This is a genomic window from Rhizobium sp. A37_96 (assembly GCF_053521765.1).
This window is the reverse complement of sequence record NZ_JBNWDS010000014.1, coordinates 62,323-84,627: the sequence shown is the minus strand read 5'-3', so window position 1 is coordinate 84,627 and position 22,305 is coordinate 62,323. Positions and strand designations below refer to the sequence as shown.

General features: G+C 60.5%; 20 protein-coding genes. 9 read left to right on the top strand and 11 right to left on the bottom strand.

What is annotated here, in order from left to right:
- From ACQZ6J_RS26840 to ACQZ6J_RS26820, 5 genes are all read right to left on the bottom strand, one after another.
- Positions 1-918, bottom strand: coding sequence for an ABC transporter substrate-binding protein (locus tag ACQZ6J_RS26840; protein ID WP_449086363.1), 918 nt, complete (start codon positions 916-918; stop codon positions 1-3).
- A gap of 4 nt (positions 919-922) precedes the next feature.
- Positions 923-3,364 (bottom strand): TonB-dependent siderophore receptor, encoded by a 2,442-nt coding sequence (locus tag ACQZ6J_RS26835; RefSeq protein WP_449086362.1) that lies wholly within the window; start codon positions 3,362-3,364, stop codon positions 923-925.
- Between the two features lie 125 nt (positions 3,365-3,489).
- Positions 3,490-4,443 carry a FecR family protein gene (locus ACQZ6J_RS26830; protein WP_163988294.1) on the bottom strand — a complete coding sequence of 318 codons (954 nt, stop codon included), beginning with the start codon at positions 4,441-4,443 and terminating at the stop codon, positions 3,490-3,492.
- Between the two features lie 104 nt (positions 4,444-4,547).
- Entirely contained in the window at positions 4,548-5,066 is a 519-nt protein-coding gene (locus ACQZ6J_RS26825) for an RNA polymerase sigma factor (RefSeq protein WP_449086361.1), read from the bottom strand.
- A 467-nt stretch (positions 5,067-5,533) separates the two neighbouring features.
- Complete coding sequence (locus ACQZ6J_RS26820) at positions 5,534-5,932, bottom strand: hypothetical protein (protein WP_449086360.1); 399 nt, start codon at positions 5,930-5,932, stop codon at positions 5,534-5,536.
- A 632-nt stretch (positions 5,933-6,564) separates the two neighbouring features.
- On the opposite strand from ACQZ6J_RS26820, the gene ACQZ6J_RS26815 reads away from it, so the two are divergent.
- On the top strand, positions 6,565-7,332 hold the full coding sequence (locus ACQZ6J_RS26815) for a Crp/Fnr family transcriptional regulator (RefSeq protein ID WP_449086359.1): 768 nt from the start codon (positions 6,565-6,567) through the stop codon (positions 7,330-7,332).
- A gap of 99 nt (positions 7,333-7,431) precedes the next feature.
- On the opposite strand, the gene ACQZ6J_RS26810 is transcribed toward ACQZ6J_RS26815, so the two are convergent.
- Positions 7,432-8,334: a LysR family transcriptional regulator gene (locus ACQZ6J_RS26810; protein ID WP_163988287.1), complete on the bottom strand. Its 903-nt coding sequence runs from the start codon at positions 8,332-8,334 to the stop codon at positions 7,432-7,434.
- An 87-nt stretch (positions 8,335-8,421) separates the two neighbouring features.
- Between ACQZ6J_RS26810 and ACQZ6J_RS26805 the strand changes: the two genes are divergently transcribed.
- From ACQZ6J_RS26805 to ACQZ6J_RS26775, 7 genes are all read left to right on the top strand, one after another.
- On the top strand, positions 8,422-8,856 hold the full coding sequence (locus ACQZ6J_RS26805; protein ID WP_163988285.1) for a PACE efflux transporter: 435 nt from the start codon (positions 8,422-8,424) through the stop codon (positions 8,854-8,856).
- A 486-nt stretch (positions 8,857-9,342) separates the two neighbouring features.
- A complete protein-coding gene (gene ugpB, locus ACQZ6J_RS26800; RefSeq protein WP_449086358.1) occupies positions 9,343-10,650 on the top strand; it encodes a sn-glycerol-3-phosphate ABC transporter substrate-binding protein UgpB in 1,308 nt (435 codons plus the stop codon).
- Between the two features lie 60 nt (positions 10,651-10,710).
- Positions 10,711-11,592 carry a sn-glycerol-3-phosphate ABC transporter permease UgpA gene (gene ugpA, locus ACQZ6J_RS26795; RefSeq protein WP_449086357.1) on the top strand — a complete coding sequence of 294 codons (882 nt, stop codon included), beginning with the start codon at positions 10,711-10,713 and terminating at the stop codon, positions 11,590-11,592.
- A 9-nt stretch (positions 11,593-11,601) separates the two neighbouring features.
- Positions 11,602-12,450, top strand: a complete 849-nt coding sequence (ugpE, locus tag ACQZ6J_RS26790; protein ID WP_449086356.1) for a sn-glycerol-3-phosphate ABC transporter permease UgpE — start codon at positions 11,602-11,604, stop codon at positions 12,448-12,450.
- The gene (locus tag ACQZ6J_RS26785) at positions 12,450-13,502 is read left to right on the top strand and encodes a sn-glycerol-3-phosphate import ATP-binding protein UgpC (RefSeq protein WP_449086355.1); all 1,053 of its coding nucleotides are present in this window, start codon (positions 12,450-12,452) and stop codon (positions 13,500-13,502) included. Before ugpE ends, ACQZ6J_RS26785 begins: the two co-directional genes overlap by 1 nt.
- 159 nt (positions 13,503-13,661) lie before the next feature.
- Complete coding sequence (locus tag ACQZ6J_RS26780; RefSeq protein WP_449086354.1) at positions 13,662-14,429, top strand: SDR family NAD(P)-dependent oxidoreductase; 768 nt, start codon at positions 13,662-13,664, stop codon at positions 14,427-14,429.
- A 119-nt stretch (positions 14,430-14,548) separates the two neighbouring features.
- Entirely contained in the window at positions 14,549-15,760 is a 1,212-nt protein-coding gene (locus ACQZ6J_RS26775) for an ROK family transcriptional regulator (protein WP_449086353.1), read from the top strand.
- 7 nt (positions 15,761-15,767) lie between these two features.
- Here the strand turns inward: ACQZ6J_RS26775 and ACQZ6J_RS26770 are convergent, their stop codons facing one another.
- The 5 genes from ACQZ6J_RS26770 to ACQZ6J_RS26750 form a co-directional block, all read right to left on the bottom strand.
- Positions 15,768-16,775, bottom strand: a complete 1,008-nt coding sequence (locus ACQZ6J_RS26770; RefSeq protein ID WP_449086352.1) for an SIS domain-containing protein — start codon at positions 16,773-16,775, stop codon at positions 15,768-15,770.
- 70 nt (positions 16,776-16,845) lie between these two features.
- A complete protein-coding gene (locus ACQZ6J_RS26765) occupies positions 16,846-17,736 on the bottom strand; it encodes an ABC transporter substrate-binding protein (RefSeq protein ID WP_163988268.1) in 891 nt (296 codons plus the stop codon).
- A 63-nt stretch (positions 17,737-17,799) separates the two neighbouring features.
- On the bottom strand, positions 17,800-18,588 hold the full coding sequence (locus ACQZ6J_RS26760) for an ATP-binding cassette domain-containing protein (RefSeq protein WP_163988266.1): 789 nt from the start codon (positions 18,586-18,588) through the stop codon (positions 17,800-17,802).
- On the bottom strand, positions 18,585-19,451 hold the full coding sequence (locus ACQZ6J_RS26755) for an amino acid ABC transporter permease (protein WP_449086351.1): 867 nt from the start codon (positions 19,449-19,451) through the stop codon (positions 18,585-18,587). Before ACQZ6J_RS26755 ends, ACQZ6J_RS26760 begins: the two co-directional genes overlap by 4 nt.
- A complete protein-coding gene (locus tag ACQZ6J_RS26750) occupies positions 19,448-20,401 on the bottom strand; it encodes an N-acetylglucosamine kinase (protein WP_449086350.1) in 954 nt (317 codons plus the stop codon). Before ACQZ6J_RS26750 ends, ACQZ6J_RS26755 begins: the two co-directional genes overlap by 4 nt.
- A gap of 325 nt (positions 20,402-20,726) precedes the next feature.
- Between ACQZ6J_RS26750 and ACQZ6J_RS26745 the strand changes: the two genes are divergently transcribed.
- The gene (locus ACQZ6J_RS26745; RefSeq protein WP_449086349.1) at positions 20,727-22,253 is read left to right on the top strand and encodes an ABC transporter substrate-binding protein; all 1,527 of its coding nucleotides are present in this window, start codon (positions 20,727-20,729) and stop codon (positions 22,251-22,253) included.
- Positions 22,254-22,305 lie beyond the last annotated feature (52 nt).

Genomic DNA, 22,305 nt, shown 5'->3' with positions numbered 1-22,305 from the left:
TCAGCCGCCTCCGCCATTCAAGCCGGCGGCAAGCAGCCTGGAGAAACGCATCACCGCCGGGACGCCGCCATTCTCCATGACGGGCGGCAGGCGAAAAACGCGGCCTTCGCGCACAACAGGGAGCGCTTGCCAGAACACGCTGTCGCTTCCCGGCAGCGATACGGAGTTGCTGCCATCGGCATCGATCAGGACAAGGCCCGCCTCGGGAACGGCGGCGATGCGCTCGAGGCCGACGGTCGCCTGCCCGCGCCAGAAGCCGCTCTCCTTCTGGGCGTTGACGAGACCAAGCCTGTTCAGGATATCGGCAAAGAGACTTCCCGGCCCGAAGACCGTCAGGTGTCTGTCGTCCGCCGATGTTGCAATCCAGAGCGGACGGTCGCGCCATCGCGCCAGCTGCGCTGCCGCATCCTGCAATTGACGCTCCATGTCGGACCGCAGTTTAACCCACGCCGATTGGCGGTCGATGACTTCCGCCAGATGCCCTGTTCCCTCTATCGCCGCCGCGATGGTTGCGTCGCCGTCGCGAGCAAGATCGACCACTCGCGTCGCGGCGATCCTTTGCAGGAACGGCTCGCCGATGCGCAGCGCCGGCGGAATGACGATGAGATCGGGAGAAAGCTGATCCAGCAGCTCGAAATTCGGCGTGAACAGCAGACCGACATCGACGACATCATCCGGCATCGGCGGCTCGACGACGGACCGGCTATAGTAGTCGATGGCAGGTACGCCGATGACGTCGCCACCCAATGCCAACGCCGTTGCCGCCAGCGCCCAATCCAGAACTGCCATCCTGGGAGGCGCACCTTCCGCCCCGGCCAGTCCGCTCCCCGCCCCGGAGGCAATAAGCGATCCGCCCAGCAGCGCCAGCAGGCGCCGCCGGGTCAGTTTCTGGCCAAGCGGATCGCAATCGGCCCGCATCTGCCTACCAATGGGTTTTCAGGCTGACCATGAAGCTGCGCGGTTCGCCATATATGCCGAAATACCGGGTCGGGATGCGATCGAAGTAGGTCCGGTCGAAGATATTCTTGACCATGAGGCTGGCCTCGGCATGGTCGTTGATCTTGTAGCCGACCTGCGCGTCGAAGACGGCATAGCCGCCTTGATGCCCGACATCGATGCCGGTGCCGGCGCCACGGTCCGAACTGCTGTAGGCGCGCATGCCTGCCCCAAGGCTCACGCCGTCGAGCGAGCTGTCATCCTGGAAGGTATATTTGCTCCAGAGCTTGAATGTGTGCCGCGGCTCTTCGGGATCCAGCACCAGGCCCTGGTAATCCGGATCGGAAAGAAACTTTGTCTGCAGGTAGGTGTAGCCGGCGGTCAGGTTGAGGCCGGTGAAAACTTCGCCAGTTACTTCCGCCTCGATGCCGCGGCTGCGCGCCTTCCCGGCAGAGACGGAATAGAGCGGGTTCGAAGGATCGGCGACGGCGCGGTGATTGTCGTTGATGTTGAAGGCGGCCAATGTCGCCGTCAGACCGCCATCGAGGAAGACACCCTTGACGCCGACCTCATACTGCTCGCCGACGCGCGGCTGGAGCCCGCCTCCGGTTACTGTCGTCTCCGTTTGCGGCTGGAAAATGTCGGAGTAGCTGGCATAGACGGAATAGTTGTCGGTCAGGTCGTAGACGACGCCGGCATAGGGCGTGAATTTGCCGTTGACGCTGGGATCCGATGCCCAGTCGGTCGTTGTCGGCACCAGCGAGCGATTTTCGTTGCTGTAGAAGCTGAACCGCCCGCCGAGCACGACGGTCAGCGGATCGAGCAACTTCAGCCTCGTCTGGCCATAAACGCCGGATTCGTTGGATCGGGACTGATCTCCGAAGGCATAGGGAACGTCCAGCTCCGGCACGGTCGAGGGCGCGGAGTAGATGTTGAAGACGCCGGCGTCGACAAAGCCGCCCTCCGAACGCGAGGTGCGATAGGCATAGTTCGCGCCGAGCAGCAGCTGGCTCTCATGCCCCAGGAAGTCGAAAGATCCGGAGACATTGGTGTCGATGCCGAACCACTGTTTATGGATCGGCCCTCCCTGCACGGCATATGCGGCCTCGTTGGTGGCGGGATCGACGCCGTCGTACATGTAGGCATAGGTGCTGTCGTTGCGCATGTCGCGATACATCAGCGTCGTGTTGGACGTCCAGCCATTGTCGAACTCATGCTTGAGGTTCGCATAGAGTTCGCTGGTCTCGAAATTGTTATAGCTCCAGTCGGCGCCAAAGAACGCCGATCTGGGCGCATTCAGGTACGAACCGTCGGTGTAGCGTGATTGACCGTAGTCGAATGGTGAAAATCTCTGCTTTTGATAGGCGCCGGACAAGCTCAAGGTCGTCTTGTCCGTAAGGTCGAATTGCAGCGCGCCATAGGCCGTGCCGTGCCATTCGCCCGCGTCGTCATAGAAGAAATCGCGATCCTGGCCGGTAACGATCAAGCGGCCGCGGGCAGTGCCGTCGCTGTTGAACGGCCCGGTCACGTCGACCGTCTGACGCTTGAAGTTCCAGGACCCGATCTGCGTGTCGGTGGAGACCGCAAAATGATCGAGCGGCATGCGGCGGACGAAGTTTGCCGCACCTGCCGGGCTTCCCGATCCCTGCAGCAATCCGGCGGGGCCGCGAAGAATCTCGACGCGATCGTAGATCGACATGTCGAACTGCGCCAGATACTGGACGCCTCCCGGCACGGGCATGCCATCATATTGCGCATCGAGATTGTAGCCACGGGCGTTGAAATAGGAAGTGCCGTCGCCGTAGGGCGTGGCCGTGACGCCGGTGGTCTGCCGCAGCGTATCCTCGACGGTGTTCAGATTCTGATCGGCAATCCGCTGGCGGGTAATGACGGAGACGGAATTCGGAATCTCCCGAATCGGAACCGGTATCTTGCCGGCGATGGTTACGGATTCGGCGCGATAGGAATTGCTTCCCTCGGTCGTCGCGCCAGTTTGCTGGCCTTGCACCACGATCGGCGCCAGCGCGGTCGCGCCATCGGCGCCCGCAGCGGTAACGGGTTGCTTCGGATCGCTGAGCACGATGGACTGGTTGCCGGCGACCCGGTAGCTGATACCCGTTCCGGCAAGCAATCTGCCGATCGCCTCCGGCGCGGACATCGTGCCGCTCAGGGGAGCGGAACGGCTGCCCGCCGGCAGGCTGAAGCCATAGGCGATGCGCCAGCCGCTGACCGCCCCGACATCTGCGATGGCAGCCGCGAGCGGCTTTGCGGGAATATCGAAGCGATAGGCCAATGCCGAAACGCCGGGGCGGCTGGCTTTTGCATCCTGCTGTGCGGCAACCGGAATCACTCCCGCCATCAGCAACGCCGTTGTGGCCATCAGCCTGCCAAGATTGCGTCCCTTAGCTCCGCCTGCGCGCCCTGCCATTATCTACTCCTTGATCAACCCTTGCCAACGCGGCCATCGAGCGGCCCCTCATTGGTGAAACGGGTGACGGAGCACATGCCGTGTCTGTCCAACCAAGAAAAATGCCGTCGCCGGCTATTTTTGTCTCAGTAGAGAACAGTCAGCAGCGAAGGTACGCGCGTAAGAGTGGCGTTGACCGCCTGCGCTATGGTCTCCAGCGATGCATCGACATCGGTCAGCGGGAAGGTGCCGGATATCCTGCGATCGGCCAGCCGGCCGCGAACCACGATCGGCCGGGGCGAATGCCGCTCCAGCGCGCGCACGACATCGGCCACGCGCGCCCCTTGAACGACCAGACGCCCGCTCATCCAGGAAAGAGCGAGGCTGGTATCGGTGGGTGCGATCTTACCCACGCGACCGCCGGCAAGCGTGGTCTCATTGCCCTCGCGCAAGATGACCGGCACGCTGTCATTGCTGCCGATGACGGCAACGGCGCCCTCCGAGACGACCACGTCGGTTTCCGCAATGCCCATATCGACGTTGAATTTGGTGCCGATATCGCGCACCTCATCGCCTCTGGTGATGACTGTGAAGGTTCCCGGCACCCCATGCCGCACCTCGAAATAGGCTTCGCCGCGCAACAACCGGACACGCCGCCGGCCGTCCCTGAAATCCAATCCGACAGCCGTATCCGCACCAAGGCGGGCAAGCGAGCCGTCGGGCAGCGTAATGTCCGAAACAATTTCCTGATGCGTGACGATATCGGCCTGCCAGTTCTCGACCAGAGACGGATTGAGCCAACAGAAACCGAGGAATACGGCGATCGCAGCGGCCGGCGGAATGAGCCAGCCCAGACGGGGACGCAAACCCAGGGCGAGTTTGCGACGAAACATGGTCCTTGCCGCAAGACGCTGGGCCGGCAGTTCCAACTGGGCATAGAGAACGCGCAAATCATCGAACGCTCGCCGGTGACGGCGGTCGGCATTGAGCCAGTCATCCAGCTTTCGGGCGTCGCTTGCTCCGAAGGAGCCCCCCGTCCGCTTTGCCAGCCATAGAGCCGCCTGGTCGCGCTGCTCTTCCGTCGGTTCGTCGCTCGTCATCTCTCCTCGTAGAACGCGCAGTCATGGCGCACCGAAAGCGCGCGCCATCTCTATAAAGGAGAACGGGCGACGGGTGAAATGCCGTGTCTCACAATGACAGGATTTCAGTTCTCTTCCCGGATGTGATCGGCAAGGCTCGCCTGGCAATGGCGCAGGGCTCGCGCGATATGCTTTTCGACGCTGTTGATGGAAATTCCCTGCAGGCGAGCGATTTCCTTGTTCGAAAGCCCGTCCACGCGGCGCATCAGAAAAATATCCCTGCACTTCGGCGACAGTGCGGCCAGCGCCTCGTCGAGCGCGGAAAGCGCTTGCCGCGCCTCGAGGCCTGCTTCCGTCGATGAGGTGGAGGAGTGCATCTGCTCCGGCAGGACGCCGGAGATTATCTCGGCCCTTCTATGTTCGCGCCGGTGATGTTCGATGGCCGCATTCCTGGCTGCCGCATAGAGCACATTGCGATCGTCCTCGGCAGTTGCCCTTGGCCCCGCCGCGAGAGCACGGACGAAGACATCCTGTACGATATCGGCCGCCGTCTCGCGATTGCGAACGCTTCTACGCACCAGGGTTTCCAACCGCCGGTGATGCTCAACAAAAAGCCGCCCGATCTTGCTGCCCCAACTCGTCATCGCAAACCCGACATACCCCCGCGATCTTCCGCCATGCGTCCGATCAGCCATTACAAAGACCGTGTTGCCTCCGCAATCGCTATAGATTGGATTCATTCTATGGAACGGGTGAAGCATGATCTCGCCGCGCGGAAATGGTGCGGTAACCTATTGTTTTTGCTTTCAGCGACTTGGTTTGCGGTCGGATAAAACATGAATATAAAAATCATGTTTTGTTACACTATGTTGCCGATTGGCAACAATTCGCGCCGCCGGCAGCCATTGATTTGACATGTCCCAGGCGAATGGCCGCCCGTCGGCGGTCGACCGAGCATGGCTGGATGACGCGATATCCGCATTCGTCTTTTGGTATGGGGGCCCAGACCTATCGAGCCCATGAACAGACCTAAGCCATGAGAAGCCACCACCCGCGACTCCCATCGCGGGTGGAGCGCAATTCGCTTGCATCTATCCGGCAGGACGAAAGTCTAGTGCCGCCCGTGATCGTGCCCGTGGCCGTGTTCTCCATGGTCACCATGATGATGCGCAGGAGTGGAGGGAGGGTCCACGCCAACATTGCCGGGGTCGAAGGGATACATGGACGGGGAAGGATCGGAGGCAGCGGTCAGTACCGCGTCGGCGCGATTGATATCTCCCAGGCAGCGGCCTTCCTGGCCATTGTCGTGCGCGTTCATCGCAGCAGAATAAAGTCCCATGGCTTCGCTTTTTTGCTGACCGTTCGGCGTATCGCGCAACTCCGTTCTGGTGAGCCGCAGATCTCCCGCGCAGGTCGATGCGGCAAAGCTGGGAACAGACGAGGCCGCGAGAGCGGCAAAGGTCGTTCCCAGAACGGCGAACACGATCGTTGACTTGGGTGTCTTGAACATTTCAATCTCCATCAGGAGCGATTGCCGGTTCTTCCGAACAGGCATGATCTTGAGTTTCCGAAGTGCAGCTGCTTGTACAAGCACCCGCATGCCTCAATCTGAGCCGCTTCGTGATGCGTCGATATAATCCTAATCAATGCATCCACGCCTTCGGGTCGTACCGGGCACCAGGAAGATGCTCATCGTTGATGTACCTGCCGACCATCGGGCACATCATCGCCGGTCGCGGAGGTCATGATATCGCCGTCTCGTGTCGTCACCGGCGGCAACGACTATTGCCGCTTAGCTTTTGTTCTCGATAGGGAATTTCGCCCACGGATATCGCCGGGTCGGCATGGGCTGATGGCCGTTCTTATGTGCCATCGAATTTCTGTGTATTGTGCTGCAATAGAGAGTATCAATACTTTGAAAAATATTATCACAATTGCTTCATCAAGAAGTGCGCGCTCGTGATGTCAACTGCTGGAGATCGATGGTCTTTAGCCTAATATCTTGTAAATATTGCAGAAGCCATCGGCTCATGATTGGGCGCGCGGCTTACCTTCTTGCAATCATTAACCCGAGTTTAGTTTTAGAATAATGCGACCAGGTATAATATTTCCTGCAAGGGGGTAGTGTCTCGGCATCGAACCTTGAAGGCACTTCTCATGCCACATGATCCATTTTCACCTGCACATCAATTCAACCATCCTTCGCTGTCTACGAACAGGAGCATGGGCCATCCTGCTCTGCATATGGATTGTCTGACCAAGACCATGGGAGTTCTCGATGCGCTTGTGATGCGAAAGCGCGTCTTCACGAAAGGGAGCGATCTTATCCATGAAGATCAACAGGGCCAGAATGCGTATCTGCTCCAATCGGGATGGTCATGTTCCTATGCACTGTTGCGCAATGGGACACGGCAGATCATCAATTTTCATGTGCCAGGCGATCTCATCGGTATTCGACGGCTTTTGATCCCCGATGCCGATGACAATCTTTGTGCTGTAACACGCATTGAAGTCGGCGAGATAGATATCGAAAGCCTGCTTGCCGCTCTTCGCTCTAATAGCTGCCTCGCCATGGCGATTCTTTGGCTGGCGTTTCGAGATGAGGCTATCGTCAGCCAGCATCTGGTTGACGTCGGTCGGCGGCGACCTGTCAACAGGACGGCTCACTTCTTTCTCGAACTCGGCTCGAGATTGAGCACTGCACATCCCGACATGAAGACGGCATATGAATGCCCTCTGACCCAGTCGCTGATTGCCGACGCCCTGGGTTTGACAGCCGTTCATTTCAATCGTGTTCTCAGGCATCTGCGCGAGCTGAATGCCATGACATTTCACGATGGCTGGGTAGAGCTTCTCGATTTCGACAAGCTGGAGCATCTGGCCGACTTCGACTCGTCCTATCTGCAATAGCAAATAGGTGGAAATGATGGGCGCCGGCGATCATGTGAATTCGACAGCGAAGACAGTGAGCATGTAGCGTCGGAGCCCGCCGTTGCGGCCATCGCCATCCTAGCCCTCGTCGGGCTTTCGATAGTCTATTCCGCTTGCCGCGAACTGCTCGCGAAGCCATTTGCCCGCAGGGCCGGCCGGGCGTTGTTTGTGCCACACGAGCTCCAGCGCGACAGGATGGGCACCCTCGTCGAATTGAAGCTGCGGCGTTGCCAGGTTCGGAGCCAGCGGCGAGTTTTCCAGAATATGCGCGGGGATCAGCGCCCAGCCTATGCCTTGCTGCAGGATCTGCAGGATGACCCAATGGCTTTCGACCCACCACACCTCGGCGGCCACGCGCAGGCGATGCGTCTCCATGCCGTCGCTGCGCTTTGTCACCATGATCTGACGATGGCGCTTAAGCTCCTCCCATGTCACGGGGGACTGCGCCAGGGGATGGTCGCGACCACACACCAGAATGAGAGGCACCCAGCCGATTGTGTGGAAACCCAGCGTCGGCGGCAGGTCTTCCTGCCGCCACATCACGCCGAGATCGGCCTTGCCGCCGAGAACCAGCCCGACAACATCCCTGGTCGGCGGAAACAGCAATTCAAGCTCCACATGCGGGAAGCGTTCGGCAAAGGCTGCAAACAGCGCCCCGGTCGATGGTTCGGGGTAAAGCTCATCGATGGCGACGGCAAGCCGGGTCTCGACATGCTCCTCGAAGCTTCTCGCAACACCGATCAGATGTTCACGGCGGTCGAGAAGCAACCTGGCCTCCGGCAACAGCCGCCGGCCAGCGTCGGTCAATATCGGATTCCTGGTCGCCCTGCTGAAAAGCTTGACGCCGAGATCGTCCTCCAGCGTCGAGACAAGCAGGCTGACCGCCGACTGCGCTTTGCGCAAATGCCGCGCAGCCGCCGAAAAGGAGCCAGCTTCGGCGGCGGTGGTGAAAGCCTCCAATTGTTCGAGCGAAACCGTCATCTATCCGAATTCCAGATACTATCTAACTTTACCTATGGTGAATATCAGATAGAACCGCGATCGACAACAACAACAGAGGACATCGAAATGCGTACCTTCAAAGACCGCATCCGACATGCGGTCATGTTCGAACTCATCGGTCTGGCGGTCTTCACGCCGGGCGCTGCGTTGCTGTTCGATCAGCCCGTTGAACACATGGGTATTGTCGGCATCATCTCCGCCACGACGGCGACGGTGTGGAATTTCATTTTCAATGTCGGATTCGACAAGGCCATGCTGCGCCTCAAGGGCAGCGTGCGGAAGACCATACCCATCCGTCTCGCCCACACCGCCCTGTTCGAAGCCGGCCTGATCGTCATGCTCATTCCGTTTATCGCCTGGTATCTCGGGATCAGCCTGGTGACCGCGCTGGCGATGGATATCGCGATCGTCGCCTTTTACCTGGTCTACGCGTTCTTCTTCAACATCGCATACGACCGGGCATTTCCGATCGGGGCGATGCCGTCAGCACGCGCATCTTGAATGCGCGGCGTCCATTCCGCTTCTGATGAATAGGCGCCCTTGCGGTTCCCGATAACTCCCGTTCGAGGCGCCAGCGTGCAAAATGCCGGCTTCGTTCGCACCGGACGACCTAGCCAAAGCCTTGCCCATACGCCCGACCCGATTGAAGCGACCGGACTCTGGTCGCTTCATGCATTTATATGCCGGAAGATCTCCATCGCTTCGAGCGACCACGGATGACCGTGATCTCCAAGGTTTCCCCTCTTTCTGCGGCTTGCGCATCCGGCACGATCGACAGGCCGGAAGAGTAGCTGGCTTATAAAATCCTTGCCAACGTCTGGACAGATGGGCAGCAGGCGCTACAGTACATTGAACGCGCTTGCAAAGCGGGCGCCATGACGATGTGACATTCCAGACAATGCCAATTGCGGACCGGAGGAGGGTTCGGGATCGGCGGAAACGAAGCGAGACTGCATTTACGCCAATAAATTCAATGAGGGAGGATATATGTCCATTCGAGCTTTTGCAATCCACCTGGCGGCGGCGACCATGTCGATCGCGGGCGCGACGCACGCGCTTGCAGCAACCGAGCTGCAATGGTGGCATGCCATGGCCGGCGCCAATAACGAGGTCGTCGAGCAGCTTGCGAAGGAATTCAACGAGAGCCAAAACGACTACAAGATCGTGCCCGTCTTCAAGGGCTCCTATCCGGAAGCCTTGAACGCCGGCATCGCCGCCTTCCGTGCGAAACAGGCACCGGCGATCCTGCAGGTTTTCGATGCCGGCAGCGGCGTCATGATGGGAGCGGAAGGTGCGATCATGCCGGCGGCGGACGTGCTGAAGAAGGGTGGCTACACCTTCGACAAATCGGAATATCTGCCCGGTATCGTTTCCTACTATTCCAAGCCGGACGGCACGATGCTGTCCTTTCCCTACAACTCGTCCTCCCCGATCCTCTTCTACAACAAGGACAGCTTCAAGAAGGCCGGCCTCGATCCGGAAAACCCGCCGAAGACCTGGCCCGAAGTCTTCGACGCCGCCAAGAAGATCAAGGCGAGCGGTGCTGCGCCCTGCGGCTTCACCTCGACCTGGCTGACGTGGATCCAGACTGAAAACCTTGCGGCCTGGAACAACGTCGCCTACGGCACGAACGAAAACGGCCTCGGCGGCACGGACGTCAAGCTCGAATTCAACTCCCCCCTCTTCGTCCAGCACTTCCAGGCAATTGCCGATCTCGCCAAGGACGGCACCTTCCGCTACGGCGGCCGCACGTCGGAAGCCAAGCAGCTCTTCACGTCGGGCGAATGCGCGATCCTGACGGAATCGTCCGGCGGTCTCGGCGACATCGTCAAGGCCGGCATCAACTACGGCATCGGCCAGCTTCCTTATTATGAGGGACACGGGCCGCAAAACACGATACCCGGTGGCGCAAGCCTCTGGGTTTTCGCCGGCAAGACCGATGCGGAATACAAGGGCGTGGCCCAATTCTTCCACTTCCTCTCCCAGACCAAGATCCAGGCTCGCCTGCATCAGGTTTCCGGCTACATGCCGGTGACGATGGCCGCCTATGAGGACACCAAGAAATCCGGCTTCTACGACAAGAACCCCGGCCGGGAGACGCCGATCCTGCAGATGATGGGCAAGGCGCCGACGGAAAACTCCAAAGGTGTCCGGCTCGTCAACCTGCCGCAGGTGCGCGACATCATGAACGAGGAGTTCGAGGCGATGCTCGCCGGCAAGCAGGACGCCAAGACGGCACTTGACAAGGCCGTCGAACGCGGCAACGCCGCGATCCAGCAAGCCATCGGCAACTGAACCGGCGGAGCGTCCGCGGCACGGCTGCGGGCGCTTCCTGCATGGTCAATGGAGGCCGTCTTGCAACGTGTCGTCTTTCCCAACAAGATCCTTCCCTACATCCTGCTTGCCCCGCAGATCGCACTGACGATCGTGTTCTTCTTCTGGCCGGCAAGCCAGGCGCTCTATCAATCGACCCAGCGCGAGGACCCGTTCGGCCTGAAGAGCGGCTTCGTCGGCCTTTCGAACTTCAAGGCCATCCTGTCGGAGGAGACCTATCTCCACTCCTTGCAAGTGACGTTAATTTTCAGCCTTTTGACGGCGGCATTGTCGATGATCGTCGCGCTTGGGCTCGCCACGGCATCCGACAAGGTCGTGCGCGGCCAGGGCTTCTATCGGACGCTTCTCATCTGGCCCTATGCCATCGCGCCGGCCGTCGCCGGTATGCTGTTCCTGTTCATGTTCAATCCCGCGATGGGAACCTTTGCCTACCTGCTGCGACGCAACGGCATCCCCTGGGATCCGCTCCTGAACGGCAACCAGGCCATGGCATTGGTCGTGGTGGCGGCCGCCTGGAAGCAGATCAGCTACAATTTCCTTTTCTTCGTCGCGGGCCTGCAGGCCATCCCGAAGTCGCTGATCGAAGCCGCCGCGATCGATGGCGCCCGAGGCAACCGGCGCTTCTGGACGATCGTCTTTCCGCTGCTTGCGCCGACGACCTTCTTCCTGCTCGTCGTCAACACCGTCTACGCCTTCTTCGATACGTTCGGCATCATTCATGCCGTGACCGGCGGCGGCCCCGCCAAGGCGACAGAGACCCTCGTCTACAAGGTCTACAATGACGGCTTCGTCAATCTCAACCTCGGCTCCTCGGCGGCGCAATCCGTCATCCTGATGGTCATCGTCATCGCGCTGACTGCCTTCCAGTTCCGCTTCATCGAGCGGCGAGTCCATTATGCGTGAGGCCGGCCAATGATAGAACAGCGTCCCATCGCCAACCTCCTTGGCCACCTGATGCTCATTGTCGGCATCATCGTCGTCGCGTTTCCGATCTACTACACCTTCGTCGCCTCCACCTTGACGACAGCCGATATCCTGCGACCGCCGATCTCGCTTCTGCCGGGCAACCAATTCCTCTCAAACTATGGGGATGCTCTTTTCGGCGGAGTCGAGCGTGTCGTTGGCGTCAGCCTCGAGCGGATGCTCTGGAATACATTTGTGGTCGCCGTCGTCATCGCCGTCGGCAAGATCGCCATTTCCTTTCTCTCCGCATTTGCCATCGTCTTCTTTCGCTTTCCGCTGCGCATGGTCTTCTTCTGGATGATCTTCGTCACCTTGATGCTGCCGGTCGAAGTGCGCATTCTTCCGACATACAAGGTCGTCGTCGATCTCGGCATGATCGATACCTACGCCGGGCTGACGCTTCCGCTGATGGCGTCGGCAACGGCAACCTTCCTCTTCCGGCAATTCTTCCTGACGATCCCGGGGGAGCTGGTGGAGGCGGCACGCATCGACAATGCCGGCCCGTTCCGCTTCATGCGGGATATCCTGCTGCCATTGTCGCGCACCAATATAGCCGCCCTCTTCGTCATTCTCTTCATCTATGGCTGGACGCAATATTTGTGGCCCCTGCTCGTCACCAACGATGCCCACATGACGACCATCATCATCGGATTGAGGAAGATGGTGGATTTCGCGGATGCGGCGACCCCGTGGAACTTCGTCATGGTGACGGCAATCCTCGCAATCATTCCCCCCATTGTCGTCGTGGTGCTGATGCAGCGCTGGTTCGTCAAAGGACTTGTGGAGACGGAGAAGTAATGAGCAAGATCAGCTTGAAAGACGTGCGCAAGACCTATGGCGGCAACATCGAGGTCATCAAAGGCGTCTCGCTGGACATCGACGACGGCGAACTCGTGGTGCTCGTCGGCCCATCCGGCTGCGGCAAGTCCACGCTCTTGCGCATGATCGCCGGCCTCGAAGCCATCACGTCCGGCGAAATCGCCATCGGCGACCGCGTCGTCAATCGCCTGGAGCCCTCCGACCGCGACATCGCCATGGTCTTCCAGAACTACGCGCTTTATCCGCACATGTCTGTGCGGCAGAATCTCGCCTACGGCCTGAAGAACCGGAATGTTCCCAAGGCCGAGATAGAACAGCGCATCCAATCCGCGGCGCGATCGCTCGAGATCGAGCCCTTTCTCGATCGCAAGCCGCGCCAGCTCTCCGGCGGGCAGCGTCAGCGCGTCGCGATGGGCCGCGCCATCGTTCGCGAGCCGGCTGCCTTCCTGTTCGACGAACCTCTTTCCAACCTCGATGCGAAGTTGCGCGTGCAGATGCGGGTGGAAATCAAGCGCCTGCAGCGCTCGCTGGCAACGACCAGCGTCTATGTCACGCATGACCAGATGGAAGCCATGACGCTTGCCGACAAGCTGGTTGTTCTCAACGGCGGCCGGATCGAACAGATGGGCAGCCCGATCGACCTCTATGAAAAGCCGGCGACGACCTTCGTGGCCTCGTTCATCGGCTCGCCCTCGATGAACCTGATCAAGGTCAATGCGGAATCCGGCATTACGATGCCGTCGAATATCAGCGCCGCCGCCGGCTCGATGACGATCGGAATCCGGCCGGAGGACCTTCATCTTGCCGATGCGGAGCAAGCCGGCTCCTTTGGCGCGAAGGTCCGGGTGCAGGCTGTCGAGCTGGTGGGGGCCGAGAGCTATGTCTATGGGGCGCTGGCGGACGGCCAGACCATCATCTTCCGTGTTGCCGGCCGCTCGAATATCGCTCTCGACCGTGAGTGCCATGTTCAGGCCGATCCCGACAAACTGCATCTGTTTGCGCCGGACGGCAAACGGATCGATCCGAACTGATCGGCGGTCGGCCGGGCGGATATTCCGGCAGACGCAGGAAAATCCGGGCCGGCTTGAAGTTGACGTCATGCCATTGATTGTTCTTGCTTCGCGGAAAAACCAAGCGCATTTTCCGCGATAGTTTCGCCGATGGACAATGGCAAACGGGGGGGGAAATGCGTGACGGATAGGCTCAAGGGCAAGATTGCCATCATCTCAGGCGGCGCCACTGGAATGGGTGGTGCGGCGTCGCGCCTGTTCGCGGCGGAAGGCGCGAAGGTCGCGATCATCGATCGCAACGGCGATGCGGCGGCGGAGACCGTACGCGCGATCCGCGATGCCGGCGGCATCGCCGACCACTGGGTTGCCGATGTTTCGGACGAAGCGGCCGTCAATTCGGCGGTCAAAGGCATCGAAGACCGTTTCGGCGCCGTGACCGTCCTCTTCAATCACGCGGGCACCATCGTCATCAAACCGTTTCTCGAAACGACTCTCGATGAATGGGAATGGCTGCACGGCGTCAACGTGCGCTCGATGTTCCTGATGACCAGGGCCGTGCTGCCGGGCATGATCGCCGCCGGCGGCGGCTCCATCGTCTGCACCTCGTCGATCTCCGCGGTTGCGGCAACGCCGATGGAGGTGCTCTACGATACGACGAAGGGGGCGGTTCACATGTTCGCCCGCGCCATCGCCGTCGAATTCCGCGATCGCAATATTCGTTGCAACGCCGTCTGCCCCGGCTTCATCCGCACGCCGCACGGACTGCGCGAGGTGGCGGAGTTGCAGGCCCTCGGCATCGACGTCTCGGATGCCGCCATCGCCGCGCAGCAAGGGCGGATCGGCGAGCCCGAGGACGTGGCGCGAGCCGCCCTCTATCTTGCCTCGGACGAGTCCAACTTCGTCAACGGCGTCCATCTCTTCGTCGACAACGGCTTTACCGCCATCTGATCGGATGAGGCGCGGGCCCGTCCGATCGGATCGATATTTTTCAATGGGATCCGGCTGTCAATTCCGCCAAGCCGATGGTAAGGGAGCTTTACGAATGACTTCACCGCCCCGGGTGTCCTTTGAGTACAGCTTGGCAACAGACCGAAATTGACGCGCCGCCGCTGACGGAAAGCGCGCGGGCGGTGCTGCGGACGATTGCGAGCAGCGGTCCCGCCACAAGACCGCAATTGAGCGCGGCGCTCATGTTTTCCAAGCCGACCATGTCAGCGGCCGTGAGCGAGCTTGAACGCTACGATCTGCTTGCGCCGGCCGGCATCAATCGCGGCTCGGTCGGGCGAACGTCAGTCACCTACGGCCTCGGCCCGAAGGCGGGCTTCGTTATGGGCATCGATTGCGGGACGACCCATATCAATGCCATCGCGCGCGGCCTCGACGGAGCAACGCTCGGCGCCGTGGAAATGCCGTTCACCGACAAGTCCGCCGATGAACGTTTCCTCTTGATCGAGGAGGTTGTCGCGCGGTTGTTTTCGCAGTTCGAAGCGCGATCGACGCCGTTGCGCGCAATCGCAATTGCCCTGCCGAATATCATCTCGGCGTCGCTGGAAAGAATGTTCGGGCGCGAGACCCTGATCCCCGTTCTCGAGCGGCTGCAATCCGCCTATGGTGCGCCGGTGCTGCTTGAGAACAACGTCAACTGCGCGGCACTTGCAGAGTATCACGAGGGATCGGCAAAGCACTATTCCTTTGCGATCTATATGCAGATCGGCGTGAAAACCGGCATGGGCATCGTGCTGGAGGGGCGCCTCTTTCGCGGCTTCAAGGGGGGCGCGGGCGAGATTGGCCACCTGCCCTTCCCCTGGTCCGAGCGTGAGCAGCCGAGATGGCAACAGGTGGAAACCTACATGGGGTCCGCGGCACTTCTCGAACGTGCCGCCGCAAGATGGCCGGACGATGAAGGCACGCCGCCCAAAAGCACCAGCGAACTCTTTGCCCGCGTGGAGCAGTCTCCCACTGCGCGCGCCATCATCGAGCAACATGCCCGTGATGTCGGAAACCTGGCTGCTGCCTGCGTCAGCGTACTCGATCCGCAACTGATCGTGCTTGGTGGCGGCGTCGGGCAAAACCCGCAGCTGCTGGCTGGGGTCAGGGATGTCGTGAAGGAATTGTGCTGGCCGGTCGAAGTGGTCAATGGCCAGTTGTCAAATCAGGCAACGGTTCTTGGCGCGGTACGCCTCGCCATCGACTTCGCAATGGCAAGGCTGTTGGGAGAGGAAGGAAAGACGGCCTTCCTCTATCCCAGTGCGCTGACGGCGGACCAGATCAGCATCTGAGCGGAATTCAAAGATCGCGCTTGGTGTCCGTCTGGCGGTAGCGGAATTCGCACACCGGCAGGCCTGCGTCCTCGGAGAGGGTCGCAATCAGCAACTGCGCAGGGATAGCCTGCAGGATGGCATCGCCAATCCCCTCGGAGAAGGCGGGCACATGGATGACGACGAGATTGTCTGCATCGGCGACATCGGTCCGTGCGGTCACGAGAACCGAAGGAATGCCGAAGCCGGCGAGATCCTTCGCAAGCTTGGTTTCACGGCCATTGCCGAACAGCAGCACGCCGCTGTCCCTATCGTTCGGCTCCATCGGTCCGTGGAGAAAGTTCAGCGTATCCCAGTCCTGGGCCGCGACGCGCGCCGCCTCGCGCACGAGGAGCGCTGCGTAACCGGCAGTGCCCAGAGCCGTGCCCGCACCAACGCAATCGATGGACTTCTTGCCGGCCAGCAGCCTGGCGGCCTTGTCGGCCTGGGCGCGCGTCTGCTTCAGGACAGCCTCCGCGCGACCCGAAATTTCACTCCAGTTCGTTCCAGACGAGCGACCGGCCTTGTCGGCAAGCAGGGCTGCGCTCAGCAGCGATCCAAGGTAGCTTGTCGTATTCGGACCGCTGTCCGCGCCGCTCTCGGTTGCGATCATATGCTTGACCACGCGGGAAATCGGCGTGCCGTCCGCCTTGGCGATGCCGTAGGAATGAGCATTGGGACGAAGCTCCATGGCGCGCGCGGGCTCCTCGCTGCGTCCGGAGGCGGAGAAGGCAATATAGGCCTCTCCCAGATCGATCGACGGATCGTAGAGATCGGTGCCCGGCAAGGCGAAGGCCCGCAGGCCCTGGGCGCGCATCTGGGCCGCAGCGACCACCGCCGCATAGAGGCTGGCGCCGATACCGACAAGAACCGTGGGTCCACGCGTCACGGGTTCGAGGTCGAGCGATTCCAGCCGCTTGGAGACGGAATGGAAGCATGTGTTGAGGGCAGCGGGCTGCAATGCGATCGCTTCGCGGTAGGGCACTCTGTCTGTCATGTTCATTCCCATATGTTTGAAAGAAATCGGCGGCCGCCTGGATCGCGGCCGCCGAGGGATTTGCCGGATCTCAGTCCAGCTTCATGTAGTCGGCAAAGCGCGCGGCATCATTGATGGTGACCTTGTCGAGCTTGTTTTCGCCAAGGCCCCATTTTTCGAAAATCTTGGCGTAGGAGCCATCGGCAATCATCGACTGCATGGTCGCCGCAAGCGCATCGCGCAGTTTCGGATCTTCCTTGCTGACGAGCATCGCCTGGTAGCCGACCGCATATTGCGTCCCGGTGACAAGCTCGAGCTTCTTGTTGCCTTCAGGCTGATGCTGGAGGCTATAGGCGGCGACACCCGTCGTATCCATGGAAAGATCGACGCGACCGCTCTGCAACGCGATCTTGATCTGATCGTTCGACGGAAACTGCATGACGTTGAGCGGCTTGTCGGCCGGGCACAGCGTCTTCTGCTTGTCGAGAAGCTGCAGCGGGATCGAGCCCTGGACCGCGCCCGCATTGAGCCCGCACGCATCCTTCAGCTTGTGAACGCCCTTCGGATTGCCATCCAGCACGATGATGCTGGTGCCCTCAAGCATGTAGTTGACGACATCGACGATCTTTTCGCGCTCGGCAAAATCGCCGAAGGCGGACATGCCCATATCGAAGCGACCGGCCTGAATGCCCGGAATGATGCTGGCAAATTGCGCCGGCACATCGGTAAACTTCACCCCGAGACGAACACCCATCTCATCGCGAAGCTCGCGCTCGAGGCCGATGATCGTCTTGTTGTCTTCCCCATAAAAATCATAGGGCGGCGTCTGCGGCTCCGTGCCGACCTTGATCTCGCCGGCCGATATGATCTTTTCGGGCAGCAGATCGTGCAGTTTCTGGTCGACGCCGGCGGCCCATGCCGTGGAACTTGCCAGCATCGTCACCGCGGCGAACATGATTGTCAGTCTGGTCTTCCCTGTCATTGGTATTCCCCTTTTTTCCTGGTGCACGTAAAGGACGTGCGGCCTCATTGCGGAGCCTGCCGGTCAGTGCATCCGTCTCAAAAACGCCTGGGTTCTTTCCTGCCTTGGATTGTCGAGCACGTCGCGCGCCGGCCCCTCCTCCACGACGACGCCCTGATCCATGAACACGATCCGGTCGGCGACATCGCGGGCGAAGGAAAGCTCATGGGTCACCACGATCATCGTCATGCCGTCCGCGGCGAGCTTGCGCATCACGCTCAGGACCTCACCGACAAGCTCGGGATCGAGTGCGGACGTCGGCTCGTCGAAGAGCATCAGTTTCGGGTTCATCGCCAGCGCCCGGGCGATCGCCACGCGCTGCTGCTGGCCGCCGGAAAGCTGATAGGGATAGGCGCTGCCCCGGCCCTCGAGATCCACCATCTTCAGCAGTTCCCTCGCCCGGGCGACGGCCTCCTCGCGCGATTTTCCGCGATTGAGAATCGGAGGCTGCGAAATGTTCGTCAGCACGTCCTGATGGGCAAAAAGGTTGAAGCGCTGGAACACCATTCCGATGTCGCGACGTTGGACGGCAAGTTCCTTGCCACTCATCTCATGCAACGCGTCACCGCGCTCGTGATAGCCGATCAACTGGCCATCGACGAGAATTCGGCCTCTCGTCATACGCTCCAGATGGTTGATGCATCGAAGGAAGGTGGATTTTCCGCTCCCCGACGGGCCGAGCAGGCATACGACCTCGCCCTTGCCGACGGAGAGATTGATACCCTTCAGCACTTCGAGCGGACCAAACGATTTCTGGACGTCGACCGCCTCGACGATGGGCTTTGCCGCGGAGGATGTCATAGGGGCGCTCATCCGTTTCTCCCTTCGGCGCGCATGAGGCGCAATGCGCCTTGCAGAAGGCCGGGCGCCTGGTTTGTTGACTTTCCAAGCCGGCGTTCGATGACGAGCTGGATGGCGGAGGCGACCGTGGTCATGACGAGATACCAGATGCTGGCGACGATCAGCAGCTCGATGATCAGGAAGTTCCGGGCGTAGATGTTCTGCGCTCGCGTCAGAAGATCCTGCGCCGCCACGACGGAGACAAGCGACGTGGTCTTCAGCATCGAGATCGTCTGATTGCCGATCGGCGGGATGATGACGCGAAGCGCCTGGGGAAAGACAATGCGCAGCATCGACTGGGCTGGCGTGTAACCGAGCGCCTTAGCAGCCTCGTGCTGGCCGCTATCGACGGCGAGCAGTCCGCCGCGGATGATCTCCGCCATGTAGGCCGCTTCATTGAGGCTGAGGGCGAGGAGAGCCGCGACGAACGCCGTAACGATCGAATTGGTATCGATATGGATGGATCCGATATCGATGCTCGGAATGAAGAGCTGGATATTGAACCAGAAGATGATCTGGACCAGCAGCGGCGTGCCGCGAAAGAACCAGATATAGAGACTTGCAAAGCCTGACAGTACCGGATTGGACGCGAGCCGCATCGTGGCAAGGATCGCACCGGCGACGACGCTGATAATCATCGACAGAACGGTGAACAGAATCGTCAGCCTGATCCCGTCCAGGATCGTGTCGTCGAGAATATACTGCGGCACGGCCGACCAGGCGATATGACGGCTTGTGCCGACCATGAATGCAAGCAGCGCGACGACCGCGATCAGCAGGACCGCGACCACACGCTGCCCCCAGTTTTGCGCGGGAATGATCTTCTGGGACGTCATGCGGCTCTCCAATCACCGGCAGTTCTCAATTCGCCGTCGATGTGCGGCAGGGGCAACGTCGCCGGCAGGTCGCCAAGCCTGAGTTTGCGGGCCAACGCCATCGCGCCCGTTACGGGTGGCTCGCTGAGAAGGGTAAGCGTCAGGTCCGGCAGGCGGTCGTTCAGGGCGGATTTGAACGCTGCAAACAGCCGCGGCTGCCGGACAATGACCCCGCCTCCGGTTACGACATCGCCCCGCGGTGCTCCGCGCTGGATCAATTGCGCGGCGAGCACGGCAAGCGAGGCGCCGGCCGCGGCGATGACCCTGTCGGCGTAAATCGAGCCTGCGTCAGCCGCTTCGAATACCAGGGGTGCAAACCGGCCTATTCCAGCCGCCGATCCGATCTCGCCGAGCGTCCGTCCAATCTCGATGGGCGATGAGACGGCAAGGGCTTCGATGAAGTTCCGCCCGAGCGGATCAAGCGCCTCGCCCTGATCGAGCGCAAAGCGAATGATGCGGGCAGCTTCGCGGACAAGGCCGCTCGCACTTCCTTCGTCACCGAGATACCAGCCCCAGCCGCCCGAGGCGATCATCCTCCGCAAAGCGTCACGGGAGACCGCAATCGAACCGGTGCCGCTGATGACGGAGATGCCGCTGACCTTGCCTGCTGCCGGCAGCAGCAACTCGGAGTCGTTGAGAACGAGAACCGTGCCGGGCAGGTGCCGGGCCAGTCTCCGCTGCAGGGCAAGCCGATCGTCGTCGCTGTCGCATCCATGCGCGCCGACCACAGTGACCGCCGGCGCCGCGCCGGCCGTTGCGACCAGCAGCGAAACAAGCGCTTGCGCATCCGCATCGTGATCGACGCGGGCCCGCCATTCGGCGGTGTGGAGGACCCTCTCGCCCATCGTCTCGCTGCCCGCCTCGACGACGAGCTGCGTTTTGGTTCCACCGATATCAATTCCAGCAATCATGCGCCTCGATCCATTTATTAGGCAACTTACCTAATTATAATGGGCACGCAAGCGCTATTTTCGCGACGCGTCGAATTGGCAGGGGATCCCGATCCACGATTGCCCGGTCGGACGTCGGTCACAATTGGTCTCGAGTTCTGGCCCAAATACCCGTGCGCGAGAAGCCTGGCTGTCCGCGACGCCTTCAAAGGCGTGATCGAACCGCTCCTCTGGCCCATGCGCGTTTTTCACCTATCTGCTGAACCATTGACACGCAGCGCACGTCCTGTATTCTTCTATAAAAGCTTATATAACATAATTGTGGAACATAAATGGGAGAGACTCGATGAATCTGAAAGTCGGATTCCTGATTGCCGCTGCCCTGATTGCAGCTCCTTCACTATTGATGGCCCAGGAAAAAGGTGGCGTCATAAACGTGGCAACGATCGGAGAGCCGCCGACGCTCGATCCGATGACCTCAACCGCCGATCTTGTCGGCATCGTCACGCAACATATCTTCGAGACGCTCTATACGTTCGACAAGAACTGGAACGCCACGCCGCTTCTTGCCGAAAGCCTGCCCGAGATCAGCGCCGACGGTAAGACCTATACGATCAAGCTCAGGACGGGCATCAAGTTCCACGACGGCAGTGTCATGACGTCCAACGACGTCGTCGCCTCGCTCAACCGCTGGATCAAGCTGGCATCGCGTGGCAAGCAGGCGGGCGGCTTTATCGACTCGATCGCCGCCGCGGATCCGGCCACCGTCGTCATCAAGCTGAAGCAGCCTTACGCCCCTCTCACCTCGCTGCTTGCCTTTAATAACTCCGCCGCCATCATCATCCCCGCCAGCAAGCAGGCTGACACGATGACCGACTTCATCGGCACCGGTCCCTACATGCTGAAGGAGCGCAAGCCTGACCAGTATATCCAGCTCGTCCGCTTCGATGGCTACAAGTCACGCGACGGAGAAAGCAACGGTTACGGCGGTGCGCGCCATCAATATCTCGATGAAATCCGCTTCGTTCCGGTCCCGGACGCCAATACGCGCGTCGAGGCGGCCATTTCGGGCCAGTACGACTATATCGACTCTCTTCCGGTCGAATCCTTCGACAAGCTGAAATCCGCTTCGGCGACGCAGCCGCTGCTTCTAAAGCCTTTCGGTTATCCGGTCTTCGTCTTCAATACAGCTGACGGCATCGCGAAGAATGTCGCGATCCGCAAGGCGATCCGGCAGGCTCTCAGCATGGAGGACATGCTCGCAGCGGCCTTCGGCAGCACGGACTTCTATACGCTTGACGGCAACCTGTATCCCGCTCCCTATGCATGGAGCACGGATGCCGGCGTCAAAGGCAACTACAACGTCGCCGATACGGAGGGTGCCGCCGCAGCCGCCAAGGCCGCAGGCTACAACGGCGAACCGATCCGCATCCTGACCAGCCGCCAATACGAGTTCCACTACAAGATGGCGCAAGTCGCCGCCGAATATCTGAAGCTTGCGGGCTTCCAGGTCGATCTTCAGGTGGTCGATTGGGCGACGCTCACCCAGCGCCGCGCCGACAAGGCATTGTGGGACATCTACATCACCCACAGCCCCTTCCTGCCCGAACCCGCCCTGATTGGCACGCTTTCGGCAAGCTCGCCCGGCTGGTGGAACACGCCCGCGAGCAAGGCCGCGGTCGACGCGTTCAACACGGAGGTCGATCCGAAAAAGCGTGTCGAGCTTTGGGCGAACGTTCAAAAGACCATCTATGACGAAGCGCCCATGATGAAGATCGGCGATTTCAACGCCGTTGCGGCGATCTCCACCAAGCTTCAGGGCGTCGACCCGGCGCCGTGGCCCTATTTCTGGAACGCATCGATCAAGAAGTAAGCCATTTCGAGACGTTCGGGCGCCGGCCGTGGCCGGCGCCCGCCTCAGATCC